General features: G+C 63.1%; 18 protein-coding genes and 1 riboswitch. Of the genes, 12 read left to right on the plus strand and 6 right to left on the minus strand.

All coding sequences use genetic code 11. From position 1 onward, the window contains the following. Positions 1–107 precede the first annotated feature (107 nt). The 12 genes from AC0L3O_RS21510 (at position 108) to AC0L3O_RS21565 (ending at position 12,434) form a co-directional block, all read left to right on the plus strand. Positions 108–860: a FadR/GntR family transcriptional regulator gene (locus tag AC0L3O_RS21510; protein WP_473535203.1), complete on the plus strand. Its 753-nt coding sequence runs from the start codon at positions 108–110 to the stop codon at positions 858–860. Positions 861–923: 63 nt separating this feature from the next. Next, a complete protein-coding gene (kdgD, locus tag AC0L3O_RS21515) occupies positions 924–1,829 on the plus strand; it encodes a 5-dehydro-4-deoxyglucarate dehydratase (protein ID WP_473535202.1) in 906 nt (301 codons plus the stop codon). 106 nt (positions 1,830–1,935) lie between these two features. Then, a complete protein-coding gene (locus AC0L3O_RS21520; protein ID WP_473535201.1) occupies positions 1,936–3,444 on the plus strand; it encodes an ABC transporter substrate-binding protein in 1,509 nt (502 codons plus the stop codon). An 82-nt stretch (positions 3,445–3,526) separates the two neighbouring features. After that, positions 3,527–4,441: an ABC transporter permease gene (locus AC0L3O_RS21525; RefSeq protein WP_128168008.1), complete on the plus strand. Its 915-nt coding sequence runs from the start codon at positions 3,527–3,529 to the stop codon at positions 4,439–4,441. 3 nt (positions 4,442–4,444) lie between these two features. Then, positions 4,445–5,368 (plus strand): ABC transporter permease, encoded by a 924-nt coding sequence (locus tag AC0L3O_RS21530; protein ID WP_128168007.1) that lies wholly within the window; start codon positions 4,445–4,447, stop codon positions 5,366–5,368. Then, positions 5,365–7,005 carry an ABC transporter ATP-binding protein gene (locus tag AC0L3O_RS21535; protein WP_473530751.1) on the plus strand — a complete coding sequence of 547 codons (1,641 nt, stop codon included), beginning with the start codon at positions 5,365–5,367 and terminating at the stop codon, positions 7,003–7,005. The genes AC0L3O_RS21530 and AC0L3O_RS21535 overlap by 4 nt, the downstream gene beginning before the upstream one ends. A gap of 82 nt (positions 7,006–7,087) precedes the next feature. Next, a riboswitch (TPP riboswitch) is annotated at positions 7,088–7,204 on the plus strand. A 101-nt stretch (positions 7,205–7,305) separates the two neighbouring features. Further along, a complete protein-coding gene (gene thiC / locus AC0L3O_RS21540) occupies positions 7,306–9,135 on the plus strand; it encodes a phosphomethylpyrimidine synthase ThiC (protein WP_473535200.1) in 1,830 nt (609 codons plus the stop codon). Next, on the plus strand, positions 9,132–10,133 hold the full coding sequence (thiO, locus tag AC0L3O_RS21545) for a glycine oxidase ThiO (protein WP_473535199.1): 1,002 nt from the start codon (positions 9,132–9,134) through the stop codon (positions 10,131–10,133). Before thiC ends, thiO begins: the two co-directional genes overlap by 4 nt. Continuing rightward, positions 10,102–10,299: a sulfur carrier protein ThiS gene (gene thiS, locus AC0L3O_RS21550; protein WP_128168003.1), complete on the plus strand. Its 198-nt coding sequence runs from the start codon at positions 10,102–10,104 to the stop codon at positions 10,297–10,299. Before thiO ends, thiS begins: the two co-directional genes overlap by 32 nt. A gap of 4 nt (positions 10,300–10,303) precedes the next feature. Further along, a complete protein-coding gene (locus tag AC0L3O_RS21555) occupies positions 10,304–11,077 on the plus strand; it encodes a thiazole synthase (RefSeq protein ID WP_128172631.1) in 774 nt (257 codons plus the stop codon). Beyond that, a complete protein-coding gene (locus AC0L3O_RS21560) occupies positions 11,074–11,679 on the plus strand; it encodes a thiamine phosphate synthase (protein WP_473535198.1) in 606 nt (201 codons plus the stop codon). Before AC0L3O_RS21555 ends, AC0L3O_RS21560 begins: the two co-directional genes overlap by 4 nt. Further along, positions 11,670–12,434, plus strand: a complete 765-nt coding sequence (locus tag AC0L3O_RS21565; protein ID WP_128172630.1) for a hydroxymethylpyrimidine/phosphomethylpyrimidine kinase — start codon at positions 11,670–11,672, stop codon at positions 12,432–12,434. The genes AC0L3O_RS21560 and AC0L3O_RS21565 overlap by 10 nt, the downstream gene beginning before the upstream one ends. A 116-nt stretch (positions 12,435–12,550) precedes the next feature. Here the strand turns inward: AC0L3O_RS21565 and AC0L3O_RS21570 are convergent, their stop codons facing one another. The 6 genes from AC0L3O_RS21570 to AC0L3O_RS21595 form a co-directional block, all read right to left on the minus strand. Next, positions 12,551–13,519, minus strand: a complete 969-nt coding sequence (locus AC0L3O_RS21570) for an ABC transporter ATP-binding protein (RefSeq protein ID WP_473535197.1) — start codon at positions 13,517–13,519, stop codon at positions 12,551–12,553. A gap of 2 nt (positions 13,520–13,521) precedes the next feature. Next, entirely contained in the window at positions 13,522–14,529 is a 1,008-nt protein-coding gene (locus AC0L3O_RS21575; RefSeq protein ID WP_473535196.1) for an ABC transporter ATP-binding protein, read from the minus strand. A gap of 2 nt (positions 14,530–14,531) precedes the next feature. Beyond that, positions 14,532–15,449 (minus strand): dihydrodipicolinate synthase family protein, encoded by a 918-nt coding sequence (locus tag AC0L3O_RS21580; protein WP_473535195.1) that lies wholly within the window; start codon positions 15,447–15,449, stop codon positions 14,532–14,534. A gap of 19 nt (positions 15,450–15,468) precedes the next feature. Continuing rightward, positions 15,469–16,371 (minus strand): ABC transporter permease, encoded by a 903-nt coding sequence (locus tag AC0L3O_RS21585; protein WP_473535194.1) that lies wholly within the window; start codon positions 16,369–16,371, stop codon positions 15,469–15,471. Next, positions 16,371–17,330, minus strand: a complete 960-nt coding sequence (locus AC0L3O_RS21590; protein ID WP_027154064.1) for an ABC transporter permease — start codon at positions 17,328–17,330, stop codon at positions 16,371–16,373. Before AC0L3O_RS21590 ends, AC0L3O_RS21585 begins: the two co-directional genes overlap by 1 nt. Positions 17,331–17,412: 82 nt before the next feature. After that, on the minus strand, positions 17,413–18,999 hold the full coding sequence (locus AC0L3O_RS21595; RefSeq protein WP_473535192.1) for an ABC transporter substrate-binding protein: 1,587 nt from the start codon (positions 18,997–18,999) through the stop codon (positions 17,413–17,415). Positions 19,000–19,014: the final 15 nt, after the last annotated feature.

The following is a 19,014-nucleotide window of genomic DNA, read 5'->3' on the forward strand; positions in this document are numbered from 1 at the left end:
ACCTTAAGAAGTTCGAGACATCGAACGACGAATTTTCATATGATGACCTCGCTTTTGGCCCGCACTGGGAGTATGAATCCTCAGATCCGGCAAAGTTGGGAGGACCCATGCAGCAGGCCGAACATCGAACGTCCCGGCGGTCGTTCGTCTCTCAAGTTGCCGATGCGCTGCGCGACCAGATCGAAGCCGGCTTTTATGCGCCTGGCGATAAATTGCCGACAGAACCCGCGCTGATCGACCGGTTCGGGTTCAGCCGCACCGTGGTCCGGGAGGCCATTGCCGCGCTTCGCGCCGACGGACTGGTGGAATCGCGGCAAGGCGCCGGCGTCTTCGTTCTCGGCGCGAAACCCGTCGACGAGGGATTGAAGCTGTTCACCGACGAAACGAACAAGATCTCGGACATCATCGAAGAGCTCGAGCTGCGCATCGGCATCGAAGTCGAGGCAGCCGGTCTTGCCGCCGCCCGCAGCTCGCCGGCGCAAGAGGCCGAAATCGAGGCCCAGGTCGAAAGGTTCGCCGACCTCATGGCGCAAGGGCAACCCACGGACGATGCCGACTTCCAGTTCCACATGGCGATCGCCGCCGCAACCAATAACGCCAGGTTCAAGGCCTTCCTCGAACATGTCGGCCGGCGGATGATCCCGCGGGTGAAGTTCAAGACGATGATGGGCGGCGTCGACCCCTTGCCCAATCGCGACCATCCGATTCTGCAGGAGCACAGGGAAATCGCCGATGCAATCCTCGCCCGCGACCCGGAAAAGGCGCGTGAGGCGATGCGCCGCCATTTGGTGACCGGGATAAAGCGCTATCGCGCCCTGACCATCCGGCGCCCGACAAATCAGGACAACACCGGCGGTTGACTCGTCTGGATACTCATCATATGAATCTAGATGACATCATATTAATTTGTGGGATGAGTTCCTTTGTCGCCAGATGAAATCAAGTCGCGTGTCGCTTCAGGGCTGCTGTCGTTTCCGGTCACGCATTTCAACGAGGATTTCAGCCTCAATCTCGAAAGCTATCGCGCGCATGTCGAATGGCTGTCGGGGTTCGGTGCCGCTGCCCTGTTCGCGGCCGGCGGCACCGGTGAATTCTTCTCCCTGTCGCCGGAAGAGGTCGCCGACGTTACCCGCGCGGCCAAGGATGCCTCGGGAGACGTGCCGATCATCGCCGGCTGCGGCTACGGCACGGCGCTCGCCACGGAAATCGCCCGCCGCGCCGAGGCTGCGGGAGCCGACGGTCTCCTGCTTCTGCCCCACTATCTGATGGAGGCCTCGCAAGAAGGGATTTTTCGGCATGTCAAAGCCGTGTGCCAGTCCACCGGCCTCGGCGTCATCATCTACAACCGTGCGAACTCGGTCGCCAATGCCGACACCGTTGCCCGCCTTGCTGACGCGTGCCCAAACCTCATCGGGTTCAAGGACGGCACAGGCAAGATAGATCTTGTCCGCCACGTCACTGCAAAGCTCGGCGATCGGCTCTGCTACATCGGTGGCATGCCCACGCATGAGCTTTTCGCCGAGGGCTTCAACGGCGCCGGCGTGACGACTTATTCCTCCGCGGTCTTCAACTTCGTGCCGGAATTGGCCCAGCGCTTCTACAGGGCGATGCGGACAGGTGATCGCGCTGTGATGGAAGAAATCCTCCACAGCTTCTTCTTCCCCTTCGCGGCTTTGCGCGATCGCGAGCAAGGTTATCCGGTGTCGATCATCAAGGCCGGCGTCGAGCTCATCGGACGGACACCCGGCCCGCTTCGGCCGCCGCTGACCGATCTGAAGCCGCAGGAGAAAGACGTGCTGCGCGGACTGATCGAGAAGATCGCCGCCTAGCTGCCGCGAGATCGGCAAATTGTCGGCCGCACGGGATGAGGAGGATCGTCTCGTGCGCCAGCCAAAAACGGAAGATCCCAAACGGAAGCTCAAAGGGAGGAGTGACATGAACAGAAGCATTCATGCGATTGCAGCTGTCGTATTGATGACCGCTGCCGCGCCATCGGCCGTCGCACAGGAAGCGGCGCAGGAGATCCGTATCGTCCTGCCGGAGCAGCCGGCCAATCTGGAGCCCTGCGGCACCATCATCACCAATGTCGGCCAGATACTCAGCCAAAACGTGGTTGAATCGTTGACCGTCATCGATCCGGTCAGCGGACAGCCCCAGCCGAAACTGGCGACGGAGTGGACCAGCGTGGACCCGACCACCTGGCGGATCAAGCTGCGCGAGGGCGTCAACTTCCAGGACGGAACCGAACTCAATGCGGATGCGGTCGTCTTCTCCATCAACCGGATGATCAGCGGCAAGCTTACCTGCAGCAACATTGCGAAATTCGGCGATGCCAAACTGACGCTGACGCCGGTCGACAAGCTGACCGTCGAAATAAAGTCGGACAGGCCCGAGCCCATCATGCCGACGCTGTTGAGCGTGGTCATGATCGTCTCGCCGAAGACGCCGGTCGACCAGGCGGTGAACGATCCGGTCGGCACCGGCCCGTTCACGCTGTCGACCTTTTCCCCGCAGACCGTGGTGCTGGACGCATTCGACGGCTATTGGGGCAACAAGCCGCAGATCACCAAGGCAACCTATGTCTGGCGACCCGAATCCTCGATTCGAGCCGCCATGGTGGAAACCGGGGAAGCCGACCTGACACCGTCGATTGCCATCCAGGACGCCAGCAATCCGGAGACGGATTTCGCCTACCTGAACTCCGAAACCACTGCCATCCGCATCGATGCCGCCGAGCCGCCGCTCGACGACCTGCGCGTGCGCAAGGCGCTCAACCTGGCGATCGACTGGGAGGGCCTTGCGCAGCTGTTCGGCGACGACGTCAAGCGTGCGTCGCAGATGGTCGTCTCCGGGATCAACGGCCATGACGATGCGCTCGAGCCTTGGTCGTATGATCCGGAAGAGGCGAAAAAGCTCATCGAAGAGGCGCGCGCGGCGGGTGTCGCGGTCGACACCGAGATCAAGCTCATCGGGCGAAACGGCATCTATCCGAACGGCGCCGAAGCGATGGAGGCGATGATGACGATGTGGCAGGACGCCGGTCTCAACGTCAAGCTTACCATGCTCGATGTCGCCGACTGGCTGCGCTATCTGCAAAAGCCGTTCCCGGCGGAGCGAGGCCCCAATCTCCTGCAGATGATGCATGACAACAACAAGGGCGATGCGGCCTTCACGGTGCCGATCTTCTATCGATCGAGTGGCAGCTACTCGACCTTGGCCGATCCGGCATTCGACAAGCAGATAGACGAGGCACTGGCGGCGACCGGCGAAGCCCGCACCAACAGCTTTAAGGCGATTTTCGGCAAGGCCCGCAACGAAGTGGTGGCGGACATCCCGATGTTCCACATGATCGGCTACACCCGGGTTGGCACCAGGCTGGAATGGAAGCCCGATATCACCACCAACAGCGAAATACCGCTGGCCAATATCGCCATCAAAGACTGAGCGATACGGGGGTGCCAGGCGGTCGTCGCCCTGCGCCCCCTGACCCGCTGCCTCCGTCGATATCCGCCGAAGGGCATCCGAAATGATAATCTATCTTGGACGCCGGGCGTCGCACAGCATCCTGTCGGTCATCGGTCTTTTGACCTTGGTTTTTTTCCTGACACGGCTCACCGGCGATCCTTCCGCCTTGTACCTGCCTCTGGACTCGACTGCAGAAGCTCGGGCCGCGTTCGCGCGGTTGAACGGCCTCGATCAGCCGATCCATTGGCAGTTTCTGGGATATCTGCGCGATCTGCTGCAGCTGGATTTCGGTGAATCGCTGCGCCAGAACCGCTCGGCGATGCAGGTCGCGCTCGAGGCGTTCCCGGAAACGCTGAAGCTGGCCGTCGTCGCGATCACGCTGTCGACCGCCTTGGCAATCCTTGTCGGCTCGCTGGCGGCCGCGTGGCCAGGCAGCATCTTCGACCGTATCGCCAGCCTCGTCTCGCTGGCCGGCGCAAGCGCGCCGGATTTCTGGGTCGCCATCGTCGGCATCCTTGTCTTCGCCGTGGGGCTCGGGCTTTTGCCGACATCGGGCACCGGCACCTGGGTCCACTGGATCATGCCGACCTTCGTGCTGATGCTTCGCCCTTTCGGTCTCCTGGTGCAGGTTGTGCGCGGAACCATGCTGTCGGCGCTTGCCTCTCCATACATCAAGACCGCAAGGGCCAAGGGCCTGCCGCGGCAGAAGATCATCTTCGGCCATGCGCTTCGCAACTCGCTGCTGCCCGTCGTCACGGTCGCCGGCGACCTGGCGACCAGCCTCGTCAACGGCGCCGTCGTCGTGGAGTCGATATTCGGCTGGCCCGGCATCGGCAAGTTGATGATCGATTCGATCATCCAGCGCGATTTTGCCGTCGTCCAGTCGACCATCCTGGTGACGGCAACCGCCATCTTCATCCTGAACATCGCGATCGACCTCCTCTACGCGGTTCTCGATCCGCGCATCCGGTACTGAGCCATGACGATCATCACCCCCGACATCAAGCCGGCGGCCGTTCCAGGCAGCGGCCGCGTGCTTTTCGCCTATTTGAAGCGCGACAGGCTTGCGCTCGCCGCCGCCATTTTCCTGGTGATCGTCGTGCTCGCTGCGGTCCTCGGCCCGTGGCTGGTGGGCGATGCCGCTTCGCGGCTGGGCCTGCGCCAGCGCAATCTTGCCCCGTTCTCGCTGGCCAGTGGCTGGATCTACGTCCTTGGCGCCGACACCCTCGGCCGGCCCATCCTGGCCAGGCTGATTGTCGGCGCGCAGAACACATTCGGCATTGCCGCGGCGGCGGTGTTCGCGTCGATGCTGGTCGGTGGAACGCTGGGCCTGATAGCGGGCTATTCGGAGCGCTGGTACAGCCATCTCATCCTGCGCCTCGCCGATGTCGTCATGAGCTTTCCCTCGCTGCTGCTGGCGCTCATCGTGCTCTACACGCTGGGTCCGAGCATCACCAACCTGGTGATCGTTCTCGCCGTGACGCGCATGCCGATCTACCTCAGAACGGCGCGCGCGGAAGTGCTGGAGTTGCGCGAGCGCATGTTCGTCAGCGCGGCGCGAGCCATGGGCGCGAAGCCGGCCCGGATCATCATCCGGCACATCGCCCCCCTGGTCCTGCCGACATTGGTGACGATTTCAGCCATTGATTTCGCGACCGTCATTTTGTCGGAATCGGCGCTGAGTTTCCTTGGCCTCGGCATTCAGCCACCCGACTTCACCTGGGGCGCAATGGTCGCAAACGGCCGCGGCTATCTCGCCACCGCCTGGTGGATCGCATTCTGGCCGGGCCTTGCAATCATGCTGACGACGCTGTCGCTCAACATCCTCTCGAACTGGGCCCGCACCGTCGCCGATCCGCAGCAACGCTGGCGCCTTCAGACATTGCGAAAAGCTGCCCGATGAGCAACGCGACCATTCTCAAGGTGGAGTGTCTGACCGTCGATTTTCTTTCGGACGATGAACCGATACGCGCCGTCGACGATGTCTCTTTCCACGTCAGCCGTGGCGAGACGCTGGTGATCCTCGGCGAAAGCGGTTCGGGTAAGAGCGTCAGCACCAGCACGGTGATGGATCTCATCGACTGTCCGCCAGGCGACATCGTGGCCGGCTCCTGCCTCTTCGATGGCGTCGAACTGTCAGGCCTCGGTGCCGAGGCGCGCCGAAGCATCAACGGCCGCAGGATTGCGATGATCTTTCAGGATCCGCTCGCCTATTTGAACCCGGTCTACACGGTGGGGCGCCAGATCGAGGAGGTCTATGAGAGCCACGGCGCAGAGAGCGGCAAGGGCGCACGCGCCAAGACGATAGAACTGCTTCGGCGCGTCGGCATTCCAGAGCCGCAAAACCGCGTCGACTTCTATCCGCATCAGTTCTCGGGCGGACAGCGCCAGCGCGTGATGATTGCCATGGCGATCGCGTTGAAACCGGACATCCTGATCGCCGATGAGCCGACGACTGCCCTGGACGTCAGCGTGCAAGCGCAGATCCTCGATCTGCTGCGCGATCTCCAGCGCGAAACCGGCATGGCGTTGATCATGATCACCCACGACCTCGAAGTCGCCGCGTCCATGGCGGACCGGATCATCGTCATGAACGGCGGCAAGGTCGTCGAGACAGGCATCGCCAAGGAGGTCTTCAGCAATCCGCAGCACCCCTATACGCGCCGCCTCATCGCCGCCCTGCCCCACGGCAACGCAGCGGAGGCGCCGAACAGGCGTTCGACGGCGATCGCCGGCGAGACGCTGCTCAAGGTGGAACATCTCACCAAGCACTATGAGCTTGCTTCCGGAGCTTTTAGCAGCAAGCGGACGTTCAAGGCGGTGGACGACATAAGCTTCGAGGTCAGGAGAGGAGAAACGCTCGGCATCGTCGGCGAGTCCGGCTCCGGCAAATCGAGCGTCGCGCGCATGCTGTTGGGGCTGAACGCGCCAAGCGCCGGCAGCGCGGTCTTTGCCGGTGAGAACATCTTCGACATGAATGGAAAGCGCCTCATGGCGTTTCGGCGCAAGGTCCAGATGGTCTTCCAGGACCCATACGGATCGATGAATCCGCGCATGCGCGTTTATTCGATCATTTCCGAGCCCTGGGTGATCCACCGCGATATCCTGCCGAAGGACAGGTGGAAGGCTCGCGTGGCAGAGCTCCTGGAACTGGTGGGGCTGCTGCCGGAGCACGCCGAGCGCTACCCGCATCAGTTTTCCGGCGGCCAGCGGCAGCGCATCGCCATTGCGCGCGCGCTTGCCAGCGAGCCGGAACTGATCGTCTGCGACGAGGCGGTTTCGGCGCTCGACGTCTCTATCCAGGCGCAGGTGATCGACCTTCTGGCCGACCTCAGGACGAGGCTCGGCCTCTCCTATATCTTCATCACCCACGACCTGCCGATCGTGCGCCATTTCGCCGACCGGATCATGGTCATGAAAGACGGAAGGATTGTCGAGGAAGGCCAAACCGCGGCGCTGTTCGGGGCGCCTCGCCACGACTATACGCAAAGCCTGCTGCAGGCGGTGCCGCAGCCCAAATGGCTAACGCAGGCTCAATAGTTCGTCCGCGCGCGCCCAGCAAGCGTTGCCGATTGATGGGCCGAATGCGCTTGACAAAATGGCGATCGCCCGCTCAATTTGACCCATTCACCAGGGGGGTCCCGGCAAGGGGCTGAGATACTGCTGGCTTTCGCGGCGCAGTGACCCGTTGAACCTGATCCAGTTCATACTGGCGTAGGGACGGTGCAAGCGCTTTGGGGGAGTCCATGCCCGAAAACCTGTAAGCAGGCAGGCAGAAGCGTCTTTTCATCCTTCCGGCACAGAACTGGGTCTCCAATGCATGAGCAAAGGAGCCTCAAAATGAATGCCATTTCCCCCGCCGTGTCGACGGGACCGCTGCCCGCCTCAAGGAAAATCCACAAACCCGGCCTGATTCACCCGCAGATCAGGGTGCCGATGCGGGAAATCGCCGTCCATCCGACGGCAGGCGAACCGCCTGTCACCGTTTACGATCCGTCCGGCCCCTATACGGACCCGACTGTCGAAACCAGCATCGAAAAGGGCCTCGCCAGGTTTCGCAATGAATGGGTGACGGTGCGCGGCGACGTCGAATTCCACGATGCCCGCAGTGTCAGGCCGGAGGACAACGGCTTTGCGTCAGGTGAGCGCCTGACGCCGGAATTTCCCGTGCGCCACCGGCCGCTAAAGGCAAAAACGGGCCAAGCGGTGACGCAGCTTGCCTATGCGCGCGCCGGGATCATCACCCCCGAAATGGAGTTCGTCGCCATTCGCGAGAATCTCGGCCGCGAGAGCTTACGCGGCGGGATGCAGCGCGACGGCAACTCTTTCGGCGCGGCGATCCCGGACTTCGTCACGCCGGAATTCGTGCGCGACGAGATAGCGCGCGGACGGGCTATCATTCCAGCCAACATCAACCACCCGGAGAGCGAGCCGATGATCATCGGCCGCAATTTCCTGGTCAAGATCAATGCCAATATCGGCAATTCAGCCGTCACCTCGTCGATGGCCGAAGAGGTCGAAAAAATGGTCTGGGCGATCCGCTGGGGGGCCGACACCGTCATGGACCTGTCGACCGGTCGCAACATCCACAACATCCGCGAATGGATCGTCCGCAATTCGCCTGTGCCGATCGGAACCGTGCCGCTCTACCAGGCGCTTGAGAAGGTCGGAGGGATCGCCGAGGACCTGACCTGGGAAATCTACCGCGATACGCTGATCGAACAGGCCGAACAGGGCGTCGACTATTTCACCATCCATGCCGGTGTGCGGCTGCACTACATCCCGCTGACGGTCGACCGGGTCACCGGCATCGTGTCGCGCGGCGGCTCCATCATGGCCAAGTGGTGCCTGCATCATCACCGCGAAAGCTTCCTCTACGAGCATTTCGAGGAAATCTGCGACATCTGCCGCGCTTACGACGTGTCGTTCTCGCTCGGCGACGGCCTTCGTCCCGGCTCGATCGCCGACGCCAACGACGCGGCGCAGTTCGCCGAACTGGAAACGCTCGGCGAGTTGACAAAGGTCGCCTGGGCCAAGGATTGCCAGGTCATGATCGAGGGGCCGGGCCATGTTCCGATGCACAAGATCAAGGAGAACATGGACAGGCAGCTCGAAGTCTGCGGCGAGGCGCCCTTCTACACGCTTGGGCCGCTGACCACCGACATCGCACCCGGCTACGACCACATCACCTCAGGCATCGGCGCGGCAATGATCGGCTGGTACGGCACGGCGATGCTCTGCTATGTCACGCCCAAGGAGCATCTCGGTCTCCCCGACCGCAACGACGTCAAAACGGGCGTCGTCACCTACAAGATAGCCGCGCACGCCGCCGATCTCGCCAAGGGTCATCCGACGGCGAAGGTCAGGGATGACGCCCTTTCCCGCGCACGCTTCGAGTTTCGTTGGGAAGACCAGTTCAACCTGTCGCTCGACCCCGAAACCGCGCGCTCCTTCCACGACGAGACTTTGCCGAAGGAGGCGCACAAGCTGGCGCATTTCTGCTCGATGTGCGGGCCGAAATTCTGCTCGATGCGCATCTCCCACGACATTCGGGCCGAGGCACAGAAAGAGGGCATGGCGGCGATGGCCGCGAAGTACCGCGAGGGCGGCAATCTTTATATGCCGGTGGACGGCGAACCGCCCATGCCGAAGATGCCGGAGCCGTCATGAGGCTGCTGGTCAAAGGGGCTGGCGTCGCCGGCCTCACCGCCGCCTTCGAACTCGCCGCCCGCGGTGCTGCGGTAACCATTGCCGAGACCCGGCATGGCCTTGGCGGCAACGCATCATGGATGGCCGGCGGCATGCTGGCGCCCTGGTGCGAGCGCGAAAGCGCCGAGCAGCCGGTGCTGGATCTCGGACGCGATGCCGCCGACTGGTGGGATGCGGTCCTGCCGGGTCATGTCACGCGGGCCGGAACGCTCGTTCTGGCAACGCCGCGGGATGCGGGCGAACTCGACCGGTTTGCAAGCCGCACGTCGGGTCATCGGCGGATCGACGAAGACGAAATCGCGCTCCTGGAACCCGATCTCGCCGACCGCTTCCGTCGCGGGCTGTTCTTCCCGGGCGAAGCCCATCTCGACCCACGCCGTGCAATGGCGGCGCTGCATGAAAAACTCGCCGGAAGCGGCGTCGAGTTCCGCTTCGGAATGGACGCCCTGCACATGACGGGATTCGACCGCGAGATCGACTGCATAGGAATGGCGTCCAGCGATGAAAGGCTTCGCGGCGTTCGCGGCGAGATGCTGATCCTGCGTACACCGGACATCTCGCTGTCGCGCCCGGTCAGGCTGCTGCACCCGCGTTTGCCGCTCTATCTGGCGCCGCGCGCCGACCATCATTTCATGGCGGGTGCAACGATGGTCGAGAGTCTGTCCACGGAGCCGGTCACGGTGCGGGCGATAATGGAACTCCTGAACGCCGCCTATTCGGTTCATCCCGCCTTCGGCGAGGCCGCGATCGTTGAGACGGGCGTCGGCATTCGCCCGGCGTTTTCCGACAACCTGCCGCGCGTCGAAGCGCATGGCAGGACCGTCGCGATCAACGGGCTCTACCGCCATGGTTTCCTTCTGGCCCCCGCCATGGCGCGTCGGGCGGCCGACCTTGTTTTCGATTCTGACAAACCGGTGGAACTTGCTGATGAAACTGACGGTCAACGGCGAAGCGCATGAGATCACCGCCGCCACCCTGGCGGAGCTTCTCGCGGCGCTCGACTACGAAGGCAACTGGCTTGCAACGGCAGTGAACAGCGAGGTTGTGCACGCGACTGAGCGGGCGCTGTTCCAGCTGAAGGACGGCGACCGGATCGAAATCCTCTCACCCATGCAAGGAGGTTAGCAACGTGATCGAGCTTTACGGAACCAAGCTTCCGTCGCGCCTGCTTCTCGGCACCGCACAGTACCCCTCGCCCGCCATTCTTGCCGATGCGGTCAAGGCATCCTGCGCGTCCGCGGTGACCGTCTCATTGCGCCGCGAAATGGCCGGCGGCAAGGGTGGCGAGAAATTCTGGTCGCTTATCCAATCGCTGCGGCTGCATGTCCTACCCAACACCGCCGGTTGTCACTCCGTCAAGGAAGCCGTCACGACCGCAAATATGGCGCGCGAGGTCTTCGGCACGAACTGGATCAAGCTCGAGGTGATCGGCAATCATGACACGCTGCAGCCTGACGTCTTCGGCTTGGTCGAGGCCGCGCGAATCTTGTGCGACGACGGCTTTGCTGTATTTCCTTACACGACGGACGATCTCGTCGTCGCCGAGCGATTGCTGGAAGCCGGATGCAGGGTGCTCATGCCCTGGTGCGCGCCGATCGGTTCTGCGCTTGGACCGGTAAATATCACCGCGCTCCGCTCGATGCGCGGCCATTTCCCGGATGTCCCGCTGATCGTGGATGCGGGCCTCGGCCGCCCATCTCACGCGGCTCTCGTGATGGAACTCGGCTTCGACGCGGTGCTCCTCAACACGGCAGTGGCCAAGGCCGCCGATCCGATCGGCATGGCGCGCGCGTTCGGCAAGGCGGTCGATGCCGGCCGTGAGGCGTATCGCTCGGGCCTGCTCGAGCCGCGCGACCTCGCCGTCCCATCGACGCCGACAATTGGCCGGGCAGTCTTTCAATGAAACTCGATCCTTTTTATCTGATCGTCGACAGCGCCGCCTGGATTGAAAGGCTGGCGCCGCTCGGCGTCAGGCTGGTGCAGCTTCGCGTCAAGAACCTCGACGAGGCTGCGTTGCGCGCCGAGATCCGTAAGGCGAAGGCCTTGTGCGCCCGTTACAAATGCCAGCTCATCATCAATGACTTCTGGCGGCTGGCGATCGAGGAGGACTGCGATTTCATTCATCTCGGACAGGAAGATCTGCAAGCGGCGGACCTTACCCGGATAAGGGCTGCGGGTCTCCGTCTCGGCCTCAGCACGCACGACCATCTCGAACTCGAAACAGCCCTTGCCGCCAGACCGAACTATATCGCGCTCGGCCCAGTCTATCCGACCATCCTGAAACAGATGAAATGGGCGCCGCAGGGGCTCGAACGGCTTGACGAATGGAAGCGCCGGATCGCGCCGACACCTCTGGTCGCGATTGGCGGCCTCAATCCCGACCGGATCGAGGGCGTCTTCGGTGCCGGTGCGGACAGCGCCGCGGTAATGACCGACATCACATTGGATGCCGATCCGGAAGCGCGAACGCGCCAGTGGATCGAAAAGACGAGCCGATGGCGTTGAGGCGCGAACCGCATGTGCTTGTCGTCGGCGGCTCGGACTCCAGCGGCGGCGCCGGCATAGTCCGCGACATTGAGACGATCTCCGCCCTCGACTTGCGCACCTGCCTTGCCATTACCACCGTGACGGTGCAGACGCATGAAGCCGTCACGCAAATCCACAATTTGCAACCCGGTCTGGTGGCCGATCAGATGCGTGCCGCGCTGCAAGCCAATGCGGTCGGGGCGATCAAAATCGGCATGCTCGCGACGGAGCAAACCATCGTCGCCGTCGCGGATGTGCTGCGCCAAAACCCACAGATACCGGCAGTCATCGACCCGGTGCTGGTCTCTTCTTCGGGTTGGCCGCTTCTGGACACAGGCGCTATCGGCGTCCTGAAGCATGAACTCATCCCGCTTTGCCGTCTCGTCACACCCAACCTCATCGAACTGGCTGTCCTTGCCGGCTCAGACCTGGCCATCGACGAGGACGGCGCATTGCAACAAGGTCAGAAATTGCTCACCGCCGGATTGCAGGCCCTGCTGATCAAGGGCGGCCACGCCGCGGGGTGTCGATCGACGGACATCCTGCTGCGCGCCGATCAAGAGCCCATCCGCTTCGATGCGCCGCGTCTTGGCGGATCGATGCGCGGGACGGGTTGCGCGCTGGCCAGCGCCATCGCCGCGCACCTGGCAAACGGAAGCCTGCTTGAAGACGGCGTGCGCAAAAGCAAGCTGTTGGTTTTCGAGAAGCTTCGGAAATCGATCTCTCGGGATTGAGGCGGTTGAGCTTGGCGGGGGCTTTTCTGGGCAGCAAGCTGGCGGCCGGTTCTTCGCCTTCCTTCGGAGAGTCTCTCAGACAGCACGCGAAGTAAATCGCCTTGTCGGGTCTTGTCTCAAGCGATGTCGTCGCGAATGCAGGCCTTCAAATGGCCATCGGACGTTGTTGCCCGTAATGGCGGGACGATGCCGGCGCAAGCGTCGAGGGCAACCGGGCAGCGGGTTCGGAAAACACACCCGGTCGGCGGATTTGCCGGGCTTGGAATGTCGCCCTTCAGCACCTGCCGGCCTTGCCTGGCCAGCGGGTCGAGCGACGGAATGGCCGAGAGCAGCGCGCGCGTATAGGGATGCTGCGGCCGGGCATAGAGCGCGGCAGCAGGCGCGACTTCCATGATGCGGCCGAGGTAGAGAACGATCACCGTGTCGCAGATATATTCGACGACGGCCAGGTCATGCGAAATGAACAGCATGGTCAGGCCGAGCCGGACCTGCAGGTCGCGCAAAAGATTGATGATCTGCGCCTGAATGGAGACATCGAGGGCAGAGACCGGCTCGTCGGCGACGATGAATTCGGGTTCGAGCGTAAGCGCCCGGGCGATACCGATGCGCTGGCGCTGCCCGCCCGAAAATTCGTGGGCGTAGCGATCGTAGGCATCGACTGGCAACTCAACAGCAGCAAGCGCCTTCTCAGCCTTCGCCCGCCGCTCGCGCCTGCTGCCGATGCCCTGAATATCGAGGCCTTCGGTCAGGATCTGACCGATGGTCATGCGCGGCGACAGGCTGGCGAACGGATCCTGGAAAATATACTGCATCTTGCGGCGCTGGCGAGCCAGAGGCCCGGCGCTCAGCTTGGTGATATCGACGCCGTCAAACCTTATTTCGCCGGACGTCGGCTCGATGAGACGCAGCACCGAGCGGCCAATCGTGGTCTTGCCAGACCCGGATTCGCCGACGAGGCCGACCACCTGGCCGCGCGCGATGTCGAAGGAAATATCGTCCAGCGCCCTGACGACAGGACCGCGCGAGAACGCCGTCGGCGCAAAATGTTTGGTCAGGTTCCTGACTGAAAGGAAGGGATCGTCCACTGTCAGAGATCCTCCCAGCGCAAACAGCGGCTTTGCTGGGTCGACGTCGCCGCGAGCAATGGCGGTACAGCAGTGCGGCAGGCATCGACAGCCAGGGCGCAACGCGGCGCGAAAGAGCAGCCCTTGGGCAGCAAGGCAAGCGATGGAACATTGCCGGCGATGGTCGGCAGCGGCGTTCCTGCTGCCTTGAGCGTGGTGGCTTGGCCAAGCCGCGGCACCGAACGCATCAGCCCGGCGGTATAGGGATGACGCGGACGGTTGAACACCTCGCTCACCGGACCCGATTCCACGATGCGCCCGGCATACATCACCGCGACCCGGTCGGCGATCTCGGCAACGACGCCGAGATTGTGCGTGACGAATAGAATGCCCATGCCGCGTTGCGCCTGCAGCGCGGCCAGCAGGTCGAGAATCTGGGCCTGGATGGTGACGTCGAGGGCGGTGGTCGGCTCGTCGGCGATCAACAAGGTCGGATCGCACGACAAGGCCATGGCGATGGTGGCGCGCTGGCGCATCCCTCCCGACAGCTCATGCGGGTATTGCCGCGCCCGCCGATCAGGGTCGGGAATTCCGACCTGAGCCAGCAGCCGCACGGCATCAGTGGCCGCATCACGGTGCGATCTGCCGAGATGGATGCGGATCGGCTCGGCGATCTGTTCGCCGATGCTGTAGACCGGATTGAGGCTGGTCATCGGCTCCTGGAACACCATGCCGATATCGTTGCCGCGCACCTTGCGCAGCGACTCGGGATCGAGGCCGGTCAGTTCGGTGACCGTGCCGTCCCTGCGCCGCAGCGCGATCGAGCCCTCGGCAATGCGTCCGACCTTCTTCGGCAGCAGGCCGATGATCGACAGGCTGGTGACCGACTTGCCCGATCCCGACTCGCCGACCAGCGCAACCGTCTCGCCCGAACCTATCATCAGGTCGACGTCCTGCACGGCGGCAATGTCGCGTCCGGCGATACGGAACACCGCTCGCAGACCGGAAATCGAGAGGATCGGAGCGTCCACGGTCAGCGCAGCAAGCCGACGTCGCGAAGGATGATGTCGACCTTTGCGCCTTCCTCGTCGTTCAGGCTGCGTTGCGGCCGCGCCATGGTGTTGGAGGCAATGATGCCGAGGCTCCTCATCGCGGTCTTGAAGGCACCGACCCCGGCCGAGCCGGCGCTCGTCCTGCCGAGCGAGATCCAGACGATCTCGAACAGCTTCAACAGCCGCTCCTGCTCTAGGCGGGCCTCGGCGTGCTGACCCGCCTGCATCAGGTTCCACAGGCTGACGTAGCCGTGCGGGTCGACATTGGCGAGGCCCGGCACGACCCCATGCGCGCCCATGGCAAGCACGCTGTCGACCAGGATCTCGGACCCGGTCATGCCGAAAAAATTCGGGTCGTTGGCCATGTCCTTGAGCACATAACGCAGATTGCCGTCGTCACCGCTGGAATCCTTGATGCCGGCGATAACGCCCTCGCTGGCAAGGCCGACGGTGGTCTGGCGCTCCAGCTTGACATGGACGCAGACCGGGATGTCGTAGGCGATGATCGGGATGTCGACTGCGTCCTTGATGTAGCGGAAGTGATCGCCGATCTCGGGCTGGCTGGTGCGGGCATAGAACGGCGCGGTGACCACGACTGCGTCAGCGCCGGCCGATCTGGCGATCAGGGCGTGGTTGATGACGCGATCGGTTGTCGGGTCGATGACCCCGGCGAAGATCGGAACGCGGCCATTGTTGACCTTGACCGCGTGCTCGATGATGGCCCGGCGACCGGCCTCGTCATGGAAGACCACCTCGCTGGTCGAGCCGAGCACGAACAGGCCGTGAACGCCGCCGTCGAGCAGGTTTTCGATGGTCCGCGTGAACGACGCAAAATCGACACTGAGATCGGAATGGAGTGGGGTGACGACGGGTGGCACGACACCGGTAAACAGGGGCATTTTTTCAAAAACCTTCAGGTCAGTTGAGATCGGAACGAGGGTCGAATGCATCGCGCAGGCCATCGCCGATGAAGTTGATGGCCAGCACGGTGAGCACGAGTAAGGCGCCGGGAAACATCCATTGCCAGGGGTATTGCTCGAGCACCACGGTGGAGCGGGCGAGATTGAGCATGTTGCCCCAACTGGCTTCGGGCGGTGCGATGCCGAGGCCGAGGAAGGAAAGGCCGGCTTCGAGCAGAATGGCATTGGCGATCTGCAGCGTGGCGTAGACGACTAGAATGTCGATGCAGTTCGGCAGGCCGTGGCGGAACAGGAGATGCGGCAGCCCCGCCCCCATGCCACGGGCGGCGACGACGAAGTCACGCTCGCGCAGCTCGAGCAGCCGGGCGCGCACCATGCGCGACAGCACCGGCCAGGAGAGCAGCGAGATCACCAGGATGGTCGGCGCGATGCCGGTGCCGGCGATCGAAGCGAGCACGAGCAGGAAGATCACCGGCGGCAGCGTCATGGCGAGGTCGACGAAGCGCATCACCGTGCCGTCGACAAGGCGCCCGCCGAAGCTGGCGACAGCGCCGACCAGGAAGCCGATGACGATCGAGATGGCGACCGAGCAGACGGCGACCAGCAGCGAGATCCGTCCGCCCTGCAGCAGCCGGGCCATGACGTCGCGGCCGACGCCGTCGCTGCCGAGCCAATGAATGGCGGACGGCCCCTTGTTGATCGCCCTGAGATCGATGGCGTTGGGGCTGAACGGCCACCACAGGGAATAGGTCGAGACCGCCAGCAGAATGGGGACGACGATAAGCAGACCGGCGCGCGCCGCACGATTTTCAAAGAACCGGCCGAGCGCGCGGCGAAGCGGTCCCTTGGTTTGCGGCCCGGCTGTCGGGTCGTTTGTCGGAGCTGGTGCGGTGATCGTCATCACGACACCTGGATGCGCGGGTCGACGACGGCATAGACGATATCGGTCAGGAGATTGACCAGAATGACGCAGATGCCGATTACCAGAGTGGCGCCCATGATCACCGGGTAGTCCCTTGTGCCGACGGCGTTGACCAGCAGCAGGCCCATGCCCGGCCAGTTGAACACGCTTTCGAGGAAGATGGCGCCGCCGATCGCTATGCCGACCGTCGACCCGATCAGGGTGATGACCGGTAAAAGCGCATTGCGGGTTGCATGCTTGATGATCACCCAGAATTCGCGCACGCCCTTGGCACGTGCGGTCCGCACATAGTCCTGGTTGAGCACTTCCAGCAGCGACGCGCGCATGTAGCGCATGATCAGCGCGGCGTGTCCGATGGACAGCAGGCAGGCGGGCAGGACCAGGTGCGCGAGCACGTCCGCTACAGAAAAAGGCGCGCCGGCGGTCTGCATGCCGCCTGATGGCGCCCAGCGCAGCAGCACCGAGAAAAAGTACAGTCCCAGAAGTGCCGTCAGAAACGCCGGGCTGGAGATGCCGACGAAGGAAACCACCGACAGCGCGATGTCGGGCAGCGTGTTACGGCGGACGGCGCTGAAGATGCCGGCGGAAATGCCGAGCACGATGGCGATGGCCAGGCCGGTGCCCATCAACAGCGCGGTCGGGCCGATGCGCTCCATGACCAGCGGCAGCACGCCAACGCCGCTGCGCTGGATCGAATAGCCGAAGTCGCCGCCGAGCGCAGCGCGAAGCCAGGCGAGGTATTGCACGGGAAGCGGCTGGTCGAGCCCAAGCCGGTCGCGCAGGACTTCGAGGTCGGAAGCCGACATCGGGCTGGACGGATTGATATAGGCATCGATCGGATCGCCGGGCGCCAGCCGCAGAAGGATGAAGATGAGGACGCTCAGGGCGACCAGCATCAACAGTCCTGTAGCGCTGCGGCGGGCAATGAAACTCAGCATTGGCTGTCCGTGGCGATGGTGAGCGGAGCCGGCATCGTGCCGGCCCGTATCATTGGCGGGCCGGAATGGCCCGCCAGCCGTTTTACTGGATGTCCCAGCGTTCCGGGTGAGCCGCATAAGGACCGCCGCCCGGCGCCGGCGTCCAGACAAAGTCACGTAGCTTGTTGGAGGCTACGCCATAGCGGTTGGCCACCCATAATGTCGCCCAGGGCAGATCCTTGTTCATCGCCTTGCAGACTTGCTGCCAGGATTGATCGATCTTGGCCGGATCGGTCTGGGCGAGCGCAGCGTCCAACGCGGCGCTGAGATCATCGAACTCGATGCGCATGGTGTTGAAGCCTGCCGGCGGAATCTGGGACTTGTTGAGACCCGGGCTGATGCCGGCCGGATTGGGACCGTTCTGCAGGCCGGCATAGACCATCGCAAACGCGTTCCAGTCCGGCGTGCCTTCCTTGTAGACGATGCCGTTATAAGTCGGCGTATCGACGACGCGCGGCACCACATTGATCCCGACCTCGGCCAGCATCGACTGGATGGCAGCCATCACGTTGGCGGCTTGCGGCGAGCCGTAATAGGTCAGCAAGGTGATCGGCTTGTCGCCGTTGATCTTGTCCCAGCCCGCCTCGGCAAGCAGAGCCTTGGCCTTGGCCGGATCATAGGCATAGGGTTCGAGACCTTCGGGAAGCAGGTGCGGCGCGACGTAGCCGCAATTGGCCGGTTTGGCCGCGCCGCCATAGAGGCTCTCGATGATGGCATTGCGATCGATCGCGTACATGATCGCCTGGCGCACGCGAACATCCTTAAAGAGCTCGACCTTCTGGTTGAGGCCGATGTAGTTGACCACATAGGAGGCGCCCTCGATCACCTTGAAATTGCTGTCGCTCTTGAAGGTTACCGCGTCGTCGGGCTCGACATAGGTGAACTGGATTTCGCCGGCGCGCAGCGCCGCAACGGCCGCCGCCGGGTTCTCGAAATACCTGTTGATGAGCACGTCGACCTTCGGCTTGCCGCCGCGATAGTCGTCATCCGCGGCCAGTTCGACATATTGATCGCTGACATAGCGCTTGAACTTGAAGGGGCCGGTGCCGACCGGCGTCGTGGACCACCAGGTGCTCGTGGCCAGCGTTTCCGGCGGCATCGCGGCCAGGGCATGCTCCGGCAGGATCATCACCTGCGAGAGAATCGACAGGAAGGAGCCGTTGGGCTTCGACAATTTGACGACCACGGTGCGATCGTCCGGCGCGTCGACCGACGCGATGTCGCCGAGGCGCGCGGCAAACAGGCTGCCGGAGGCCTTGTTCCTGGCGAGCTCAAGCGTGAACTTGACGTCCTTGGATGTGAACGGCTTGCCGTCGTGCCAGCTCTCCTGGGCAAGGTTGAACGTGTAGGTCAGCTTGTCGTCGCTGACCTTGTAGTCCTTGGCCAGATCGCCTTCGAGTTCGGTCAGTTCGGCGTTGTAGATGACCAGCGGTTCAAAATAGGTGCTGAGCCAGGTAAAGCCGCCGGTCGCAGCCAACGGATTGAAGTTCTTGGGAAAGCCGCCGGGGCCGACATCGAAGCCTCCGGTGATGGTCTTGGCGCCCTGTGCCTGGACGCTGGTGGCAAGGCTAATGCCGCCGAGCAGCAGCCCGGTGATGGCCAGATGACGAGCTATAGTTCTGATGCGCATGGTTTCCTCCCTTGG

The organism is Mesorhizobium sp. WSM4810 (assembly GCF_055811235.1).

Bases quoted from the DNA above. Each gene is read 5' to 3' on its own strand.
- AC0L3O_RS21510 (WP_473535203.1), top strand. From the start codon at position 108: ATGCAGCAGGCCGAACATCGAACGTCCCGGCGGTCGTTCGTCTCTCAA.
- AC0L3O_RS21520 (WP_473535201.1), top strand. From the start codon at position 1,936: ATGAACAGAAGCATTCATGCGATTGCAGCTGTCGTATTGATGACCGCT.
- AC0L3O_RS21525 (WP_128168008.1), top strand. From the start codon at position 3,527: ATGATAATCTATCTTGGACGCCGGGCGTCGCACAGCATCCTGTCGGTC.
- AC0L3O_RS21530 (WP_128168007.1), top strand. From the start codon at position 4,445: ATGACGATCATCACCCCCGACATCAAGCCGGCGGCCGTTCCAGGCAGC.
- AC0L3O_RS21535 (WP_473530751.1), top strand. From the start codon at position 5,365: ATGAGCAACGCGACCATTCTCAAGGTGGAGTGTCTGACCGTCGATTTT.
- thiC (WP_473535200.1), top strand. From the start codon at position 7,306: ATGAATGCCATTTCCCCCGCCGTGTCGACGGGACCGCTGCCCGCCTCA.
- thiO (WP_473535199.1), top strand. From the start codon at position 9,132: ATGAGGCTGCTGGTCAAAGGGGCTGGCGTCGCCGGCCTCACCGCCGCC.
- thiS (WP_128168003.1), top strand. From the start codon at position 10,102: ATGAAACTGACGGTCAACGGCGAAGCGCATGAGATCACCGCCGCCACC.
- AC0L3O_RS21560 (WP_473535198.1), top strand. From the start codon at position 11,074: ATGAAACTCGATCCTTTTTATCTGATCGTCGACAGCGCCGCCTGGATT.
- AC0L3O_RS21565 (WP_128172630.1), top strand. From the start codon at position 11,670: ATGGCGTTGAGGCGCGAACCGCATGTGCTTGTCGTCGGCGGCTCGGAC.
- AC0L3O_RS21580 (WP_473535195.1), bottom strand. From the start codon at position 15,449: ATGCCCCTGTTTACCGGTGTCGTGCCACCCGTCGTCACCCCACTCCAT.
- AC0L3O_RS21585 (WP_473535194.1), bottom strand. From the start codon at position 16,371: ATGACGATCACCGCACCAGCTCCGACAAACGACCCGACAGCCGGGCCG.
- AC0L3O_RS21590 (WP_027154064.1), bottom strand. From the start codon at position 17,330: ATGCTGAGTTTCATTGCCCGCCGCAGCGCTACAGGACTGTTGATGCTG.
- AC0L3O_RS21595 (WP_473535192.1), bottom strand. From the start codon at position 18,999: ATGCGCATCAGAACTATAGCTCGTCATCTGGCCATCACCGGGCTGCTG.